Genomic DNA, 19,597 nt, shown 5'->3' with positions numbered 1-19,597 from the left:
CCGAATCGGCCAGGGCCCCCACCGTTCACCAAAAGCCGCCCGGAGGCCGCCGCCCAGGTTAGAAGGGGTAGCCGATGGCCAGGTTCAGGCGGCCGGTGCGGTCCACGTTGCCGGCGTCGTCCACGGGGGTGCCGTAGCCGGCGCGCAGCGGAATGGCGTAGTCGAGGCGGATGACGAAGAACTGCACGTCGATGCGAATGCCGGCGCCGGCGCCCACGGCCAGCTGGTTGAGGAAGGTGCTGGCGTTGAACTGGCCGCCGGGCCGGGCCGGGTCGTTGTTCACGAGCCAAATGTTGCCCGCGTCCATGAACAGGGCCCCCTTCACATAGGGAAATAAATCCTGGCGGTACTCGATGTTGCCCTCCAAGCGCATATCGCCTACTTGGTCGTAAAAGCTATTGTTAACGTCGGCGCCGGTGGGACGGTAGGTGCCGGGTCCGATGCCCCGGGCGGCGAAGGCGCGGATGGAGTTGGGGCCCCCCACGCCGTATTGCTTGATGTAAGGCAGCACGTCGGAATTGCCGTAGGGGCGGCCCACGCCGGCCAGCAGGCGGCCCACAATGCGGTTGCCCTTCGACGGGTCGGCTGAGAGGCGGAAGTACTCACGGATTTCCAGGTCGAGCTTGGCATACTGGCTGAATACTTGGTTGCCAATGGTATACTTGCCTTCGTCGTTCTTCGTGCCTATCTTGCTGGAAACCAAGGCGGCTAGGTTGCCGCTGGCTTCGATGCCGCCCTGGAAATAGATCTGCTGGCGGCGCTGCTCCAGCACCTGCTGGTTATAGGTGTAGCGGTAGCTGCTGGCCAGGATGAACTGCTCGCGGAACGAGTTTTCCAGGAACGGCTTGCGTTTTAGCAAATTGGTGAAAGCGGTATCGGTGTTCGAGAGCCGTACATACGACACGTCGATGGGCGTGATGACCTGCTCGTTGGTAATCTTGGTTTTGAAGCTGTAGCCGTAGTTCAGGTTGACGAGCTGCTCGGTAAAGAACCCAGCCCGCGTCACCATCTTGGCCCCCGCTCCGAAGGTGGTGCGGGGCTGAAAATCGGAGTTCACCAGGCGCGGGTTGAAGAACGGCAGGTTGGGCACGATGAGGCGCGGCACGAGCAGCTGCGCATCCACGCCCAACTCATAGCTCGTCAGGCCCAGGGCCCCCTCGCCGCCGGCGTTGCTCTGTGTTTCGGTCGAAGCCGTGGCGTTTATTAACAATTGCTCAGCGCCGCGGAAGGCCGAATGGTTGCGAAACGTTGCCTTCAAACCAGGCCCCACGAAGCCGTTGCTTTTGCTAACGAGGCCCAGTTCAGCGCGTAGACTTTTCTTCTTCACCTGGGTCATCAGCACATCGGCGTCGAGGCGGCCCAGGCCCAGGGGCCCGCTGAGGGCCGGAAACTGCTGGGTGGTGCCCACGTCCGTCGAATCGGCCCGCAAGCTGGCCGGGGCGTTGGCGCGGTAGCGGGCCGTGGGGCCCGCCGAGTCGCTGGCAGCCACGGGCCGGAACCGGATTTCGACAAACTTGAATGTGCCCAGACTCATGAGGCGGCTCAGGGTCTGGTCGCGCCGCTTGCGGCGGTACAAGCTGTCGGGGAACAGGAACGTAGCCCGCGTAATGGCCCGGGCCCGGAACATGGTCTCGTCGGGGAAGTACCGGAACCGGTCGGCCATGATGGGGGGCCGTTCGGTTGTGTCGGTCAGCACGTAGTTCGTGTTCAGCGTCACGTTGCGCAGCTGGTAGGGCTGGCGCGAGCGAATGGGGGTGCTGCCCTTCACCGTCACGAATACATTCAGCTCCTTGTGGTAAGTGCTGTCCACCTCAAACAGCAGCGCGTCAGCAGAGAAGTAGTAGTAGCCCGCATTTTTCAGGGCTTCGTCGATGCGCAACCGCTCATTGGTGAGCACGGCCAGGTCGTAGGGGTCGCCCACTTTCAGCAGCGTGTTGGGCGCCGTCTTCCGGATGGCGGCGTTGAGCAACGTGTCGCCCTGCGGAAACGTGATGCTGCGGATGGTGTAGGCCCGCTGCACGGTGGCCGTGTAGTCTACCTGGGCAGTGTTGGCTTTCTCTTTTACCTCGTGGCCCACCTTGGCGTCGAAGAAGCCGTGGTTGTAGAGGCGGTTGAGCATCAGGTTCTCGGTGGCCGGAATCTTCACCTGTGAAAACAGCACCGGGGCCTCGCCCAGCTTGTCGGCAAAGAAGTGGCCCAGGCCCTTGGTTTTGCCTTCGCCCAGGTGCCAGAAAAACAGCTTCGGCCGCATGCCCAAAAACGAGAAGTTGGGCGCGGGCCGAATCACGGCTTCCAACTCCGTCACCAGCGCCGATTCGTTTTTGGGTTTCTCTTGGGCCTCAATCTTCACCGTCGAGCCGGTGTAGAGCTTTTCGTTGGCCGGGATGTATTTCAGCCCCGAGCAGGCCGACAGCCACAGGGCCGCGCCGCCCACGAGCAAGTTGCGAAAGCGAAGCCGGGAGGGTAGGTGGGTCAACAGCAATACGATGGGATTAAAAGGGTGCGCGGGCCGGTGCGCCCGCGGGCGGTGGGCCGGGGCCGCGGGGGCCCCCAGGCGGTGGGTTGGGGGCTGAATCATTTCACGCGGCTGCTATCGGCCCGGGGGGCCGTGTTTTTCACCGAGTCACGCTCGGCTTTGCGGTCAATTTTCTCTTGCTGGCGGCTCTCCTTGCGCTGCTGCTTCACGGGGGCACTCACCTTGGCAAACAGCTCGGCCAAGTTGTTGTAGTCGCGCTGGAACACCAGGGCTGCCCCCGTGCGCACAATGGGGCCGTCGATGTCCTCGTAGCCGTTCTGGCGGTAGGCGCGCAGGCGCAGGCGGCCGTCGCGCAGCAAGGTGTATTCCAAGCTCACGTCGCCCACCAGGTTGCTGGCGCTGCTGGCGCCGGTGGTGTTCTGGGTGCCGGAGCCGCCGAGGGCAATGTCGGTGCCCACCCGCACGGTGAGGCGGTTGTTGAGCAGCTGGCGGCGCACGGCCACGTTCAGGTCGGTGCGGCTGCCCTGGCTGCCGTCGGTGCCGTAGGTGGCCTGGTTGGTCACGCCCAGGTCGAGGCCCAGGCCAGACAGGTACTTGCCGGTGAGGCTCTGGAGCTGGTCGGTGAGCACGGCGCTGGCCGAGCCGCGCAACTGCGAGGCCACGAAGCCCTCGCCACTGCTGCTCTGGAAGGGGTTCTGGGCCACAAACCGGCCCAAAATCAGCAGCGAAAACACCTGCTTGCTAAGTTCCGAGGTTTGGTTGGGCTGGCGCAGGGCGGCCAGGCGGGCCTCTACCTGGCTGCCCACGGCTCCCGAGCGCTGGGTTTCGGGCATCGTAATGTCAAAGCCGATGGTGGGCTTGCTGATCTGATCGGTTACGTTCAACAGGACGTTAAAATCCAGCGGATTGCGGGCCAAGCTGGCGGTGCTGGGGTCGTCGGCGCCCTGGCCGGCAATCAGTTCCGACGGCGGGGCTTTTACCTTATAGACTGCCGTGATGTTAAGGTCGGCGTTGTAGGGGTCGCCGGTCCAGTTGATGGTCGAGCCCCGGCGGATGAGGAAGTCGCGCGTGGCCAGGTCGTAAAGCGACAGGTGGTATTTGCCGCGCGCCACGGTTAGGCGCCCGCTCAGGGTGATGGTGCCGGCCGGGTCAATCTCGGTGTCGAGGGTACCGCTGGCACGCACCTGCAGGTTGTCGCCGCTCACCGGGTCGATGACGATGGTGAAGGGCGTGCGGTCCGTCACCGTCACCTGGGCCGCGATACTGTAGCCCGTGGCCGCCACCTGCACCGTATCGAGGCGCACCTTGCGGGCCAGCGAGGTGTCGAGCCGCGCGCGTTTGTCCACAAATTTCACGATGCCGGCGCGCTCCACCGCGGCCGGGTCGTCAGTCGGCGATTCCACCGTCAGGCGCGAGCCGTCCACGATGGTCACCTTCGTGTTCACCGCAATCAGCGACAGGGGCCCCGTGATGCGGGTGTCCGAGTCGAGCACCAACCGGCCGTAAAACAGCTGGTTGTCTTTGCGGGTGCTGTTCACGGCCACGAAGTCGTCGGTCACGGCGCGCAGGTCGAACACGTAATCGGTGAAGTTCTTGGTGCGCAGGTAGCCGTTGGCCACCGCCTTGTTAGAGGCCGAGTCGAGGACCGTGAAGTTGTCGAACTTGATGCCCTCGGCGTCGAATGCCAGCGCTTGGCTGGGCAAGCGGTAAACGGCCCCCAGCTGCGGTACCACGAAACTAGCGTCGTCGGTGGTGACGAGGCGGCCGCGCACCACGGGCGCGCTGGGCGTACCCGTCACCGCCAGTTCGCCGGTGAGGGCCCCGGTGGTTTTGCGCACCTGCCCCACCGAGAATGGCTCCACCAGTTTCAGGTTGAGGCGCTGGGCGGTGAGGGTGAAGTTGAGCGGGCTAGGGCTGTTGGGCGTGGTGAGGTAGTAGCCCGCCAGGCGCACGTCGTTGGGGGCCCCAGCGGGCACGCCGCCGGTGAGGCGGGCGTCCACGTCGTAGCGGTCGGCGGTGGGGTTGGTGGCGCGCAGGGTCAAGTCGCCCAGGTTGGCTTTCTGAAACACAAGGCCCTTCACATTGGCGTCGGCCACGAAGGCTAGGCGTGGCGTGCCCAGCCCCTGCAGCTCGGCCGTGCCGTTGAGGGTGCCGGCCACCAGCGAATCCTGCTGCTGCACAATCTTGGCCAGCTCGGCCAGGTCGAAGTTGTTGAAGGAAACGTCGAGTGGCGAGGTCTGCTGCGCGGGGTTCTTGCTTTGCACCGCCAGCGTGCTCTTGCCGTTGGTCAGGTTAAGCTTGTCGGCCACCACGGCGCCGCTGGGGTAGTAGCGCACGAAGTTGCCCACGCCCGCCGTCCAGTTTTCGTAGTTCAGGATTTGCTCGGGCGCGGCCTCGAACTGGTACACCACGGCCCCCGGGGCCTGCCCGCGGCGGGCCGGAGCGTCCATGGTTTGCAGGGTGCCGGCCAGCGCCAGCCGCTCGCGGTTGGCCGAGTCGCCGAGGATGGACGCGCGGGCAAACACCTTGTTGTCGGCCACGTTGCCCACCACGGCGGGCCGGCGCAGCTTGATGGTCGTGTCCTGCGCGGCCCGGGCCAGGCGCAACGCGTAGTCGAGCTTCTGGGCGTTCGAGCCCACGTTCAGGTTCAGCGAATCAATCCGGTAGTTCTGGTAGCGGATGATGGGAATGTTGGTGGCGGCCGTCAGCTTGGCCTGCTGGCGGCTGTACTCGCCGGCCAGCGTGAAGGGCGAAATCTCTTTCAGGCCCGCCACCAGCTTCGAGGCCAGCTTGGGGTCTTTCAGCGCCAGCGAGTAGGTGAAGTGGCGGTCGGCGCCGTTGGCCACGTAGCGCACGCCGGGCAGCTTTATGTAGCGCGCCAGGTGCTGCTGCAGCTCAGTGGCCAGGTCGCCCAGGTGCACGTTGCCATCCAGTTGGGCCCCCACCAAGTCGGAGTCAAACTCCACCGCCGTGCGCGCCGCCGTTTGGATGATGCGGCCCTGCAAAGTTTTGAAGGCGAACGGCTGGTTGTCGCGCACAATCACCACGTTGTCGCCGCCAAACGTGCCCTGAATCGTGTTCAGGCTGCTGCCGCTCAGGTCCGCTTTCAGGTTGCCCTGCAGGCGCAGGTCGCCGTCGTAAAAGCCCAGGGCTTTCAGGTTCACGCTCTTCAAGCCCACGTTGAAGGCGTAGGCCGGGTTGTTGCTGTTGCGTAGGTTCACCACGCCGTTCAGGTCGAAGGCCAGGTTGGGGTCTTGGCGGCTGCTGGCCTTGATGGTGTACTTGTTGCGGTCAATGTCCACCGTCGTAGCGATACCGCGGTAGTTGTAGCCGTTGTAGCGGGCGCTCTGCACGGTGGCGTTCACGCGGCCCACCAGCGTGGCGGGGTCCTGCAAGTTGCCGGTCGCGTTGATGCGCCCCGAAGCCGTGACGCGCCCAATCTGTGGGTCTTTCAGCAGTTGGCCAAAGTCGAAGTTCTTCACCGCGAACGTGCCTACCAGCGGCTGCTTGCCACTGGCCTGTGCCGCCCCCAGGTCGCCGCTGAACGCCAGGGCCCCGTAGGTGGTGTTCAACTGCAAGTTGGTGGCGAACTGCAGCGTAGTAGGCCGGCCCTTAAAGGTGCCGCTCAGCGCCAGGGTAGGGGGCACGCTGATGTTGGCCGGGATGCTGCCCTTCGGCGCCAGGCTCAAGATATCGGCCCGCGTGGTGCTGAACTGCTGAATATCAAAGTCAGTGTACAGCCGGCCGTCCACGTTGGGCAGGCCGGTAATGCGGGCCCGCCGCGCCTTCAGCACGGTGCCGCGCAGGGCCACGGCGTCGAGGTTGCGGATCGTAAGGTCGTCCACCCGCCCGTTGACCAGCCCGCTGATGAGCAGCGACTGGTTGGGCCCCGTGTTGAAGGGCGGCGTGCCGGCCAGGCTCGGCACCAGGTACAGGATGTCGCGGAAGCCCAGGCGCACGTTGCGCAGGTCGCCTTCCACGCGCATTTTGGCCAGTTGCTTGGGGTCGCTCAAGCCGCTTAGGCTCTGGTAGCCAATGGCCAGCGTGCGCCGGATGCGGGTATGTGGGGTAATCAGGTCGAGGCTGTCGAGGCGCACCTGCACCGAGTCGTAGATGACGTTGGCGCGCCACGAGTCGATGCGGAAGCCACTCTTCTCCTTGCCCGCCAGGTTGTCTACTTTCACCGTGGTGCGATTTTCCGAAAACGCCAAGTCGTGCGTGTTCAACACCAGGTCCGTAAACTGCAAGTGGTTGTAGTCCAGGGCTGGAAGCTGCGTTTTCTGCTTGGGCTCGTTGAAGTTGTCAAACGCCACGTCCACCCCGCTGATGTCGGATTCGGCCAGCGTTACGCGCCAGCGCAACGGCTCGCCCGCGGCGGTTTTAGCCTGGTCGGCGGCCTCGTCGATTTTTCGGACTGCCTCGGCCGGGTTCACCACGCGCTGGTCCACGGGCGTTTGGGCGTTTTGGGCGTAGGCGAAGTGGGTGCGCTTCAGCGTCAGCTTGGTCAGGTCCACGCGCTCCTTCTGCAAGTCGATGTTTTTGGCCGTCACGTCGGCTAGCCCTATGCGGGTGTCAATAAACTGGGCCGACGGCGCGTTTTTGTACACAAAGCTCACGCTGTCGAGCACGGCGTGGTTCAGTCCAAATTGCAGCGTGAGCGGCTCGGTGGGCTTGGGGTCGTCTACCTCGGGGGCCGTTTTGGTTTGGTTGATGAGAATGGAGGCGCGCCGCAGCGTGGCCTCGTCCACCTTGTAAATGGATTTATCCACGTCCACCTCATCCATCGTCACGGCCACCTCGCCCAGCCGGGCCCGCAGGTCGGAGCCCGTTATTTGGTCGTCCTGGGTGAAGTAGATGTTGCTTAGCTGCGCCTTGCCAATGTTGTACTTTATGCCCGACGCCGTGGTGTCCACCGGAGCCGTGGGGTCGGTGAAGGCCTTGATGATGAAATCGTAGTTGTTCACCGAATCGGGCGCGGTGCGGGTGAGGCGCACGCGGCCGTCATTCAGCTCCACGGCGCTGATGCTCACCTGCTTCTTGGCCAGCGCGAAGATATCGATGCTCACGCCCAAGTGGCCCACCGACAGCAGCGTGTCGTTCTTTTGGTCGGCCAAATACACGTCGTCCAAGTTGATGGCGTGGCGGAAGTCGGTGCGGAATTTTCCAATGCGCACGGTAGTGTTCAGCTTGCCCTGGAGGTAGCTTTCGGCCCGGCGGGCCACGAAATCCTGGGTGGCCGGGAACTGCAGCGCCACCACCACCGCCACGAGCAGCAATAGCACAAAGCCAATCAGCCCCAGCAGGGCGTAGAGGGCGCGGCGTAGGTAGAGGGAAGAGGTGTTGATGGTGCGGGCGGAAGAAGGTAAGGTCGTCTAAACGCAAACTTAAGCGCCGGGGTTGGGGCCCCAATCCTGGCGGCCAACGTAGAATCGTTTGTTTTAGCGCCCGGCGCGGCCGGGTGGAATTATCTTTCGGCAGTTTTTCAATCTTTGATTATGACCATTCAATTCTCACTTCCGTACCGCACCGCTTGGGGCCAGCGCCTGGCCGTGTGCGGTGCCGGGCCCGCCCTGGGCGACTGGCAAGTGGCCGCCGCCGCCCTCATGCACTACGATGACGTGGCCGGCCGCTGGTACCTCGACGTGGAATTGCCCGCCGGCCCGCTCTCCTATAAGTACGTGCTGCTGGCCGCCGACGGGGCCCCCACCTGGGAAGCAAGAGCCAACCGCACGTTGGACGTGGCCGGCCCCGCCCAGCGCCTGCTGCTGGCCGATTACTGGCACACCCCCGCCGTGCCCGAGAATGAGTTGTTCACGGCTGCCTTCACTAAGGCGCTGTTCCGCCGCCCGGCCGCCGGGGGCCCAGTAGGGGCCCCAGCAGCGGCCCCGGCCAAAGCTGCCAAGGGCAAGAAGAAAGCAGCCGCGCCAGCGCCCGCCAGCGCGGGGCCCCCGGCCAGCAGTGTGGTGCTGCGCCTAGCCAACCCGCGCGTGGCTCCGCACCTGGGCCTGTGCGTGCTGGGCTCCGACCCGGCTCTGGGGGCCTGGGACAACCGCCAGTGCCTAGTGCTGTCCGACGCCGACTACCCCACCTGGACGGGCACCGTGCAACTGCAAAACCCCGGCGAAGACTGCTTATATAAGTACGCCATTTGGGACGCTGCCGCTGGCCACGCCCTCGACATGGAAGGCGGCGAGAACCGCGTCATCCCCGCCAGCGGCGATGCAGACGCCGTACGCGTGTTCAACGACGAAGAGTACCGGCAGGCCAGCAACTGGCGCGGGGCCGGCGTGGCGCTGCCCGTGTTTGCGATGCGCAGCGAAAGCGGCCTGGGCGTGGGCGAGTTCACCGACCTGAAGCTGCTGACCGACTGGGCTGTGCAAACCGGCTTGCAGCTGGTGCAAGTGCTGCCCATCAACGACACGGTGGCCACCCACACCTGGGTCGATTCGTACCCCTACGCCGCCATTTCGGTGTACGCGCTGCACCCGCAATTTATTCACCTCGAAGGAATTGCGACGCTGAAGGACAAGAAAGCCGCCGCCGAGCTGACCCGCACGAAGCAGGAGCTGAACGCCAAGGACTTCGTGGACTACGAGCCCGTGATGGCCGCCAAGTGGAAATTCCTGCGCCTACTATATAAGCAGGAGAAAAAGGCTTTTTTGGCCGACGCCGATTACCGGCAGTTTCTGGCCGAGCAGGGGCCCTGGCTGGTGCCCTACGCCGCCTTCTCGGCCCTGCGCGACCGGTTTGGCACCGCCGACTTCACGCAGTGGCCCGCCGAGTTTAGCGCTCCGCCCGACCTGGGAGCTCTCACCGCCGAAACCGCCGCCGACTACGACGAGTACGGCCTGTTCTTCTTCCTGCAATTCCACCTCGACAAGCAGCTGCGCGAAGCCGTGGCCTACGCCCGCACCAAGGGTGTGGTGCTGAAGGGCGACCTGCCCATCGGCATCTACCGCCACTCCGTAGAAGCCTGGACGCAACCCGAGCTGTTCCACATGGACCAGCAGGCCGGGGCCCCACCCGACGACTTCTCGACCACGGGCCAGAACTGGCGCTTCCCCACTTATAACTGGCAGCGCATGGCCGAAGACGGCTACGCCTGGTGGCAGCAGCGCCTGGCGCACCTCGGCCGCTACTTCGACGCCCTGCGCATCGACCACATCCTGGGCTTCTTCCGCATTTGGGAGATGCCCGCGCACTCGGTCGAGGGCCTGCTGGGGCACTTTTCGCCTGCCTTGCCCTTGCACCGCCACGAGATTGAGCAGCGCCTGGGCTGGTTTGATTACGGCCGCCTCTGCGAGCCCTACATCCGCTGGCACGTACTGGAGGCCATTTTCGGCAAAGAGGCGCAGGGCGTGTTCGAGGAATACCTCGACGATGCCGGCTACGGCACCTACCGCTTCAAGGCCGGCCTGGGCACCCAGCGCGAGCTAGAGGCCTACGTGCAAGGCAAAATTGCCGCTGAGCCCCAGCACGCCGAATACTTCAACTGGCTGCTGCCCAATCTGTACCAGCTGGTGAACGAGGTGCTGTTCGTGCCCGCCGCCACGGCCGATTTCTACCACCCGCGCATCACGCTCAACAAAACTTGGTCGTTCCGTGAGCTGGACGGCGACGAAGCCCGCCGCCGGCTTTACGACGACATTTACGTGGACTTCTTCTTCCACCGCCACGAGGAGTTCTGGCGTCAGCAGGGCCTCACCAAGCTGCCGGCCGTGCGCTACGCCACCGACTTGCTCATTTGCGGCGAAGACCTGGGCATGGTGCCCGCCTCGGTGCCCGGCGTGATGAAGCAGCTCGGCATCCTGGGCCTGAACATCCAGCGGATGCCCGCCACGCCCGGCCTGGAGTTCAGCCATCCCAACGACGCGCCCTACCTGAGCGTCGTCACCACCAGTAGCCACGACATGAGCACGCTGCGCGGCTGGTGGCAGGAAAACCGGGTGGCCACCCAGCGCTACTTCGAAACCCTGCTCGGCCACTGGCGCGAGGTGGCCCCGTACTACTGCGAGCCCTGGGTAGTTCGCGAAATTGTGGTGCAGCACCTGCACTCGCCGGCCATGTGGGCCATCCTGCCCTTGCAAGACTACCTGGGCATGGACAGCCACTTGCGCCGCGCCGACCCCGCCGCCGAGCAAATCAACGTGCCCAGTAACCCCGCCCACTTCTGGAAGTACCGCCTCCACCTGCCCCTCGAGGAACTGGTGGACGCCGTCGGCTTCAACGAGCCACTTAGGGCCCTGGTGCAGGGCAGCGGGCGCGGCTAGCCGATTAATCTGCACAAACGCGTCTGGCTGCCCGCTGGGGCAGGCCGTCATCTTACACGCCAAAGGCCACCCCCACGGGTGGCCTTTTTGCTTGCTACGCGCCCGCGCGCTGCCGGGCCAGATGCCGCCGCTAGGGCCCCCGGGCTTATTCACCGCAGCCAAACAAATGACTCCGCCGTTGAGCGCAGCGAATTAAAAGGAAGAATCGCACAAATAAAAATATGATTAATCATAATTAAATCCGATTGCGATTAATTAATTATTAAGTGTAATAGTGCAATTTTAAAATAAAATTATTCAATAATGATGCTGAAAAAAAAATTGTATTTTATCATTTAAATCCCCTTTTTCAGAGGCTAAAATGCCCTTAAACATCGCTTATATGCACATAATGCAGATTCTTTTGAGAAGCTTAATGGATATTCAATGATTCTCTTACCTTTGTAAAGTTATAAAACCTGATTATAGGTCTGTAGCTAATAAACTTGCTTTTGCACTAATCTATACATTTCATTTCCCGCTTCTTCTTTATGCAAACACCCTTACGGTTACTCCTAGTCTTGCTCGCCTGGGCGGCCTTCGGCCCCCCCAGGGCCGCCCAGGCGCAGTGCACTACTGCAACTAGCACGTATGATTTTACTACTGCTGCCAATAATGTGGATTGGCAAGCGCGTAGCGGAATAGTGGGAAGCACCACTTTTACTACTAGTGGGTTTTCTTCTACCCTTAACGCTGCTACGTTTGGAACTAGTGAGTTCTTCGCAACCGGTGACCAACGGCTCGTCTGGTTTGCGAAGTATGCAGCTAGAAATGGCGTATCCACTGTCACATTTACTTTTGACAGAGCCGTTTCGAATCTGAAGATTGTAGTGTCAGACATTGACCGAAATCAGGCTGCTGGCGTCGCGAACGATTTTCAAGATGCTGTTACTTTCGATGGTTACACGACGGATGTGGTAAGCGCGGCTACTTTGATTAGTTTGGCAGATAACAACGTTGTTAACACACGTAATGCGTTAACTAGGTCTGGCAATACAATCACCGATGCGACCAATACTGATAATGGTAACGGAACAACAACCGTGACCTTCCCTCAGGCAGTAAAAAAATTAGTATTAACATACAAAAACACAGAGACGGCTGACGCCGTTCCTGCTCAACAAGCTGTAGGTATCAATTCGCTATCCTGGTGCCGCTCGGCAGCAGTAGCTAATAATGTAACCAACGCTGGCACTATACTAGCCACTGCTGCACAAACGGGCATCAGCGCGCTTAGCTCAACATTAGACGGTACGGTAAAAACCTACACGGTTACGTCGGTACCCGACGCTACTACGCAGGGTACACTTTACTACAATACCACGGGCACGACCTACGTTGCCGTAACGGCTGGCCGGACGCTAACTGCCGCTCAGGCTGCCAGTCTGAAGTTTGATCCGGTTAATGCAGCTGGAGGTAACGTCACCTTTGGGTACACGGTACAGGATGATGCTAGCCAAACGTCTAATACAGCTACTTATACTATTCCTGTACAGGCAGTGCCGGCCGACGTGGCCACCAGCATTGTAGCCACGCCTAATCCAGTAAGCGTTACTGGTAGCTTGACGTTGACGCTCAATTTTGGTAATAATGGCCCGAACACCGCGCAGGACTTTACCCGTACGGTGACCCTGCCCGCCGGATTGGGCACGAATGTGACTGTGACGGGCGGCAATTACAACAATGCCACCGGCGCCGTGGCCTTCACCACGCCGCCCACTACCTTAGCTAACGCAGCTAGTGCCAACGTAACGGTAACCATCCCAACCGTGCCGGCTACGCTTAGCTCCATAACAGTGGCAACCACCATTGGCACCAGTAACAGCCAAGGCAGCGACACTGGGGACAACTCAGCGACCAGTACCGTTACCGTGGTGCCCGTAAGCTGCGGCCAGCCTTCGTATCTCGATAATACGACCAGCTATAATGGGCTGACCGCCGAGTACTACGTTGGCGACATCAGTAACCAAACGGCGGCGCAGATTGCAACTTTCTTCAGCAACACTTCGCCGCTGCGCCGCACTGACGGCGCGGTTAACTTCAGTACCGACGGTACTACTTCCGGTACGTTCAACGCGGGCAGTGTTAGTGCCAACGGCCAGCAACTGACTGCCCGCTACCGGGGTAGCGTATACTTGCGTGCCGGTACTTATACCTTCGAAACCAATTCAGACGACGCATCTTACCTGTGGGTGGGGCCGGCTGCGCAGGCCGCTACACCGGTATTCCCAGCTAACTACCCCAGCACAACCGCCGGCCCGGTGACAATCAGTGGGGCCACGGCGGCCAGTAATTCGCTGTTTATTGGCAACGGGGGCGGGCATGGACCGCGCAATTCGACGGGTAATTTTACGGCTGCAGCCGACGGGCTGTACGATTTACAACTGCTCTACAGCAACGGCGGCGGCGGCGGCAGCGTGCAGCTACTGTATGCCCTTGGAGCTGGTATAGCGGGCGGCAACGCGGCTTTTGCCGTGGTACCGTCGTCTGTGCTATGCGCGGGGCCCTCGGCGGCCAATGCGGCGCCGGTGGCCACTAGCACCACCAACGCTGTTGTTCAGAATGGGGGTGGGGCCGTCGCGCTCTCACCGGGCCTAAGCGGTGCTGATGCCAGCCCTGGCAGCCTTGTGTATTACGACATCGTGACGTTACCCGCAGCGGAACAGGGCGTACTGGCTCTGAACGGCACGGCGGTGACGGCCGGCCAGGGTCTGACCCCGGCCCAGGCCGCGGCTCTTACGTTCAATCCCGTTGTGTCGTTCAGGGGCAATGCTTCGTTCACGTTCAGCGTGACCGATAATCAGGGCCGCACCAGTTCTGCGGCGGCTACCTACACTATTCCGGTGACGGGCCCTAACCGCTTCGTGACTTACAGCGACAATAATAGTTTGGCCGTTAACACGTCGGTCAACGCCAGCGTAATTCTGAACGACGACAATCCTGACGCTTCTATCAGCTTTACTGCTACCGTGGTAACGCAGCCCACGCACGGGGCCGTAACGCTGAACGCCGACGGCGGCTATGTATACACGCCCAACCCGAACTATGTTGGTAAGGACTCTTTCACGTACCAGATCTGCCAGACGAACACTGTGCCCGCCTGTTCCAACGTGTCCCCGGTCAACCTGAATATCTACGACCCCAACCTGGTCTGCATCTCGGGCACGGGTCCCAATTTGCTTATCAACCCCAGTTTTGCCAGCGGCAATACGGGGTTTGTCAGTGGGTATAATTTTGTGGCGCGTCCAGCAGCAAAAGTGACGGCTTCTCCAAACGGTCTCTACCCAGAAGGAACGTACGCGGTAGGCAACGATGCCAATTACTATCACGGTGATTTTCAAGGTACCGGCCGCACTGGCGCCGGCGACAACTTCATGATTGTAAATGGGGACGCCAACATCCAACGCGTGTACGCGCAGACGGTGAACGTGCTACCCAACCGTTACTACACTTTCTCAGTGTATGCCAACAGCGTGAACCCGGGCAGCCCAGCGCAACTAGGGTTTGTTATCAACAATGAATCAACGTCGGTGGTGACAACCCTCGACGGCACAACCAATTTTGTGCAGCTGTCCGATGTGTGGTTTTCGGGCACTAACACTACGGCTACGTTCGAAATCCGGGATGTGAACCGGGTCAAAGGCGGCAACGACTTCGGCCTGGACGACGTGTACTTCGGCACCTGCTCCAAAACCCTGCTCGTGGACAACATCACGGCACCGGCTATTTCGAAAGGTGCCGCGGCAACCACCATTCCTGCCCTGACCGGCACCTCGACGGGTGGGCCCACGTTGGCTTCGTTCACCATTCAAACCCTGCCCGACGCCGCCAGCGGCGTGCTGGCCCTGAACGGCGTGGCCGTAAAGGCGGGCGATTTGATTTCGCTAACCAATGCCAACAAGCTCACTTTCAACCCCACGGGGGGGTTCACGGGGGCCCAGGCAATCTTCACCTACTCGGCTACCGACAACTTTGGGGCCGGTAGCGACAACATCGGTACTTACATCATTCCGCTCGACGTGCCCCTGCTGGCAATCGACGACGCAATCACCACGGCAGTTGGCGTTCCCGTGACGTTCAACGTGACGGATAATGACCGCCGGGGTGCCGCCAACAGCCCCATCAGCCCGGCTACGGTGGACCTGCAGCCCGGCACGTCCGGTTCGCAAGAGAAATCAGTTACGGTAACCGGGGGCACGGCCTCCGTGGACAACCAAGGCCGGGTAACCTTCACCCCGAACCCCGGCTTCACGGGCACGGCCTTGATTCCGTACACGGTGAAGGACAACAGCGGCGCCACGTCGAACCAAGCCACGCTGGTGGTGCAGGTAGTGAGCCAGCTTGACTTGGCCACCACCATCACCTCGCCCGCCACGGGCGGCACCGTCACGGCGGGCCAAGCGGTAACCATCGCGGGCACCACGGCCAACAACAGCCCCACCGGCACCGGCAATGTTAGCGCCGTGCAGCAGCTTCAGCTTCCGGCTAACTTGACCGGCACGCCCACCTTCACCCGCAACGGGGCCAGCGTGGCCGCTACCTACGACAAGGCCACCGGCCTGGTGGTATTCCCCGCCCTGGCCCTGGCCCCGAGTGCTTCGGCTACTTTTGGAGTCACGTTTGCAGCCCCGGGCACGGGGCCCCTCACGGCCACCGCATCGGTGAACAACGGGGGTTCCGACGTGAACTTGGTGAACAATGTGGCCGCCATTACGCTGGCCATCACCCCGCAATTTGACCTGGCCACTACCCTCACCGGCCCGGCTTCGGCTACCGCCGGCACCTTGGCCACCTACACCGTGGTGACGGCTAACAACGGCCCGTCGCCGGCAACTGGCGCCCAGCAGACTGTGCAGCTGCCCATCAACCTGGCCGGCGTGTTTGCCACCAACGGCGGCACTTACGACAAGGGCACGGGCGTGGTAACCTTCCCGGCCCTGAACCTGGCCAGCGGCCAGGCCCAGACCAACAGCGTTAGCTTCTCGCCCTCGGCCAACTTCTCGCCCTCGGCTCAGGTAACGCCGAACACGAACGGCGCCGGCGACCCCGTCATCGCCAACAACACGGCCTACCTCAACGGTGCCACCAGCAGCACGGCTGTGGCTGTGGCGGCCCCCGCCACCACCGACCGCGCCAACCTCTACGTAACCGTGACGGGCCCCAGCCAGGTAGCCCCCGCGGCCACCGCAGCCTACACCGTGACGCAGGGCAACAACGGCCCCAGCGCTGCCGCCGGCGTGCAAACGCAGGTGAGCCTGCCCACCGGCCTCGGCACCTCGGGCTTCACCGTGAACAACACGGCCGGTACGCTCAGCACTGACAAGACCGTCATCACCTTCGGCACCAACGGCACTTACACCGTGGCCACGGGCCTGCTGGTGCTGCCCTCCCTGATGGGCAACCAGGCCAGCGGCGCGACCCCGCAGTCGTACGCCATCAGCCTGCTGGCCCCGGCCGCGGGCCCCTCGATGGCCATCACGGCCAGCGTGCGCGCCACCACCCCCGACCTAGTGCCGGCCAACAACGTAGCCACGGCCGAAACTGAAATCCGCCCCCTGGCCGACCTGGCCACCACGCTGAGCCGCGTTGAAGGCGGTACCGCCGCTACCGGCCCCGCCCTCACAGCGGGCCAGCTGGTAACGTACGCGGTGCAAACGGTGAACAACTCGGCCAACGCGGCCCAGAACGTGCTGCAAACCGTGGCCCTGCCCGCCGGCATCCCGGTGACGTCGCTTCAGTTCAACGGCTTGATCGGAACGCTCAGCAACAGCGTCATTACCTTCGGCAACGGCACGACCTACAACGTGAACAGCGGCTTGCTCACGCTGCCTACTCTGCCCACGCTGGCCGGCAACGCCGTGCTAACGAACACCCTCAGCTTTGCAGTGCCGGCCACCAGCGGGTCCCTGCAAGCCGTGGCTTCCATTAGCAGCCCTTCGGCCGACGGTACGCCGGCCAACAACACGGCTTCCGTTTCCAACCCGGTGACGGGCCTGCAAGATCTGGCCATCGCCCTGTCGGGCCCCGCCCAGGCGGTGCAGGGCAACTCAGTGTTCTACACCGTCACGGCCACCAATAACGGCACCTCGGCCATTGGTACGCAAACCACCACGGTGCAGCTAATTCCGAATTTGCTCGCGGCGGGCTTCACCGTGAACGGCGCCACCGGCACGCTGAACAACGGCGTCATCTCGTTCGGCACCAACGGTGCCAATGGCACCTACACCGTGGCTACTGGCCTACTGGCCCTGCCCGCCACCGCCGTAGGGGCCCCGGGCACCGGCACAACTACTGCGGTGCAGTTCACGGTGCCTACCACCACCAGTGCGGTTAACACGGTGCAGCTGGACATCGCCGCCGTTGTGACGGGAACGAACGAGAGCGACCTCTTGAACAACGCAGCCGTGCTGAGCACGCCCACGATAAACTCAACCTTGGGTAACGTCAACTTGGCCACCACCATCACCCCGTCGCTGAGCGGCCCCCAATCGGTGGGCACTACCGCCTCCTATACCGTGGTTACGACCAACGCCAACGCCAACGGCACCACCGCCGCCCAAAACGTGTCGCAGGTCCTGAGCCTGCCCAGTGGGCTGGATCCGGCCACGCTGCGGGTAAACAACATTTCCGGTGCCTATAACGCAAACGGCCTTGTAACCTACAGCAGCCCCACCGGCAGCGTGATTTCCTACGACCCCGCTACGGGGGCCCTGGTGTTCCCGGTTGTGGCGTCACTCGGCAGGGGCGCTTCCATCAGCAACACCGTCAGCTTCCCGCTTCCCGTGAACGGCCCCGTGGCAGTTACCGCCACCTCGTCGTCGAACAACCCCGACCCTGTGCTGACCAACAACACGGTTAGCAGCGCTCCGATCCCCGTGACGTCGGCGGCCACCGTGGCCTTTGGCATCAGCGGCCCGGCCACCACCACGGCCACCAACACCGTGAGCTACACGCTGGCGGCCACCAACAACGGCCCCGCGCCCGCCACCGACCTGGGTATGACCGTGACCCTGCCCGCAGGCGTTACCAGCTACACCCTCAACGGCGTGGCCAAAACGGGCAGCGGCACCATCACCATCTACGGCGGCGCGGGCACCACGGTGCCGGCTGGCCAGTCGGTCACGAACGTCATTGCCTTCACGGCCCCGGCCGGCACCTTCACGGTGAACGGTGCAGTGAGCAACAGCAACTCGCCCACCGGCGCGGCCACGGCCACCGGTAGCGTAACCACGACCCAGGCTAACCTGGCGCCCGTGGCCAACGACGTAGCTAATACCAAGCAGGGGCCCCAGGGCAACACCGGCAGCGGTATGCTGCTCTCGGCCATCAGCGGCACCGACGCCGACGGCAGCGTATCCAAGTACATCATTACCAGCTTGCCCACCACTGGGGTGCTCAAGCTCGGCGGCAATGACGTGGCACTGAACCAGGACATTACCCTGGCCAACGTGGCTAACCTGACGTTCACCCCGGCCAGTGGCTTTGTGGGCAACGCTTTCTTCACCTACACCGCCACCGATAACGCCGGCGCGGTATCGGCCCCGGCCACCTACACCATCCCGGTGGCGCAGGACCTGAGCTCGGTGTACACGCCGACGAACCCCAAGGGCGGGGCCACGCCCTACCAGAACGGCGACGTGCTGGCCAATGTGTTTGACGCCAACAGCGGCGCGTACAACAACGCCACGCCGCAGGCCGTGACCGACACCGGCATCCGCAGCGCCACGCTCACGAGCGGAACGCTGCCCGGCGCCACCCTCAACCCCGTGACCGGCGTCGTCACGGTCACGAACCGGGCGCTGCTACGCACCGGTAGCTACCCCGTGACCATCACGACGGTGGACGCCAACGGCGGCACGAACACGAACACGTTCACCGTGATTATCGGGGCCAACCCGCTGCCAGTGGAGCTGGCGGCCTTCACGGCCACGGCCGTGGGCAACCGCGACGCGGTGCTGGCCTGGGCTACGGCTTCGGAGAAGAACAACGACCACTTCGACGTGGAGCGCAGCCTCGACGGCACGGCGTTCGTGAAAATCGGGCAGGTTAAGGGCCAGGGCAGCACGTCCAGCGCGACCGACTACGCCCTGACCGACGCCAACGTGGCGGCCAAAGCAACCGGCACGGTGTACTACCGCCTGCGCCAAGTGGACGCGGACGGCACGGCGAGCCTCTCGCCGGTGCGCAGCGTCTCGTTCACGCAGGTAGGGCCCCTGGCCATTGGCCTGTACCCGAACCCAGCCGTGGCCAGCACGCAGCTCGACCTGAGCCAGCTGCCGGCGGGCACGTACCAAGTGAGCGTGGTGGACATGACGGGCCGCTCGGTGCTGAGCGCTTCGCTGGCCGGGGCCCAACTGCACACCCTGGACCTGGCCAAGCTGGCCAGCGGCAGCTACGTGGTGCAGGTGCGCGGCACGGCTACCGACGGCACGGCCGTTAGCCTCACCAAGCGCCTCGTGAAGGAATAGCCTAACCACGAGCTAACCTGAGGCGTTGTCGGGCAACAAAACGGCCCCTGCTTTTAAAAGCAGGGGCCGTTTTGTTGCCCGACAACGCATCTTTTAATGTGTAAAAAAAGGCAATTATTTGTTGGAAAACACCAAACTACTTAATAATTCAATATTATACTTGTTAAGTAAATAATATAATTTATCCAATACAATGGAAAATTTACCGATAATTATTTTATTATAAAATATATAAAAAATTAAACAATTCTAATTTGAATTATTCAGTGGCCAATATTTTTCTTGCAGAAAGGGTTGAATGAGTATTAAATGAAAATAGCATTCTTTACGAAACATACGCCGAC

General features: G+C 62.4%; 4 protein-coding genes. 2 read left to right on the top strand and 2 right to left on the bottom strand.

Annotation, left to right across the window (positions count from 1 at the left end; genetic code table 11):
• Positions 1-58: 58 nt before the first annotated feature.
• Both EAH73_RS14300 and EAH73_RS14295 read right to left on the bottom strand, forming a co-directional pair.
• Entirely contained in the window at positions 59-2,578 is a 2,520-nt protein-coding gene (locus tag EAH73_RS14300; protein WP_140467658.1) for a BamA/TamA family outer membrane protein, read from the bottom strand.
• Positions 2,575-7,758, bottom strand: a complete 5,184-nt coding sequence (locus EAH73_RS14295; RefSeq protein WP_140467656.1) for a translocation/assembly module TamB — start codon at positions 7,756-7,758, stop codon at positions 2,575-2,577. The genes EAH73_RS14300 and EAH73_RS14295 overlap by 4 nt, the downstream gene beginning before the upstream one ends.
• A gap of 213 nt (positions 7,759-7,971) precedes the next feature.
• Here EAH73_RS14295 and EAH73_RS14290 point away from each other — a divergent pair, with 213 nt between their 5' ends.
• Both EAH73_RS14290 and EAH73_RS14285 read left to right on the top strand, forming a co-directional pair.
• Positions 7,972-10,746 (top strand): 4-alpha-glucanotransferase, encoded by a 2,775-nt coding sequence (locus tag EAH73_RS14290; RefSeq protein WP_140467654.1) that lies wholly within the window; start codon positions 7,972-7,974, stop codon positions 10,744-10,746.
• Positions 10,747-11,276: 530 nt separating this feature from the next.
• On the top strand, positions 11,277-19,253 hold the full coding sequence (locus EAH73_RS14285; RefSeq protein ID WP_240047256.1) for a beta strand repeat-containing protein: 7,977 nt from the start codon (positions 11,277-11,279) through the stop codon (positions 19,251-19,253).
• The last annotated feature ends 344 nt before the right edge of the window (positions 19,254-19,597 follow it).

This window comes from Hymenobacter nivis, assembly GCF_006439025.1.
Taxonomy (GTDB): domain Bacteria; phylum Bacteroidota; class Bacteroidia; order Cytophagales; family Hymenobacteraceae; genus Hymenobacter; species Hymenobacter nivis_A.
This window is presented reverse-complemented; position numbering and strand designations above follow the sequence as displayed.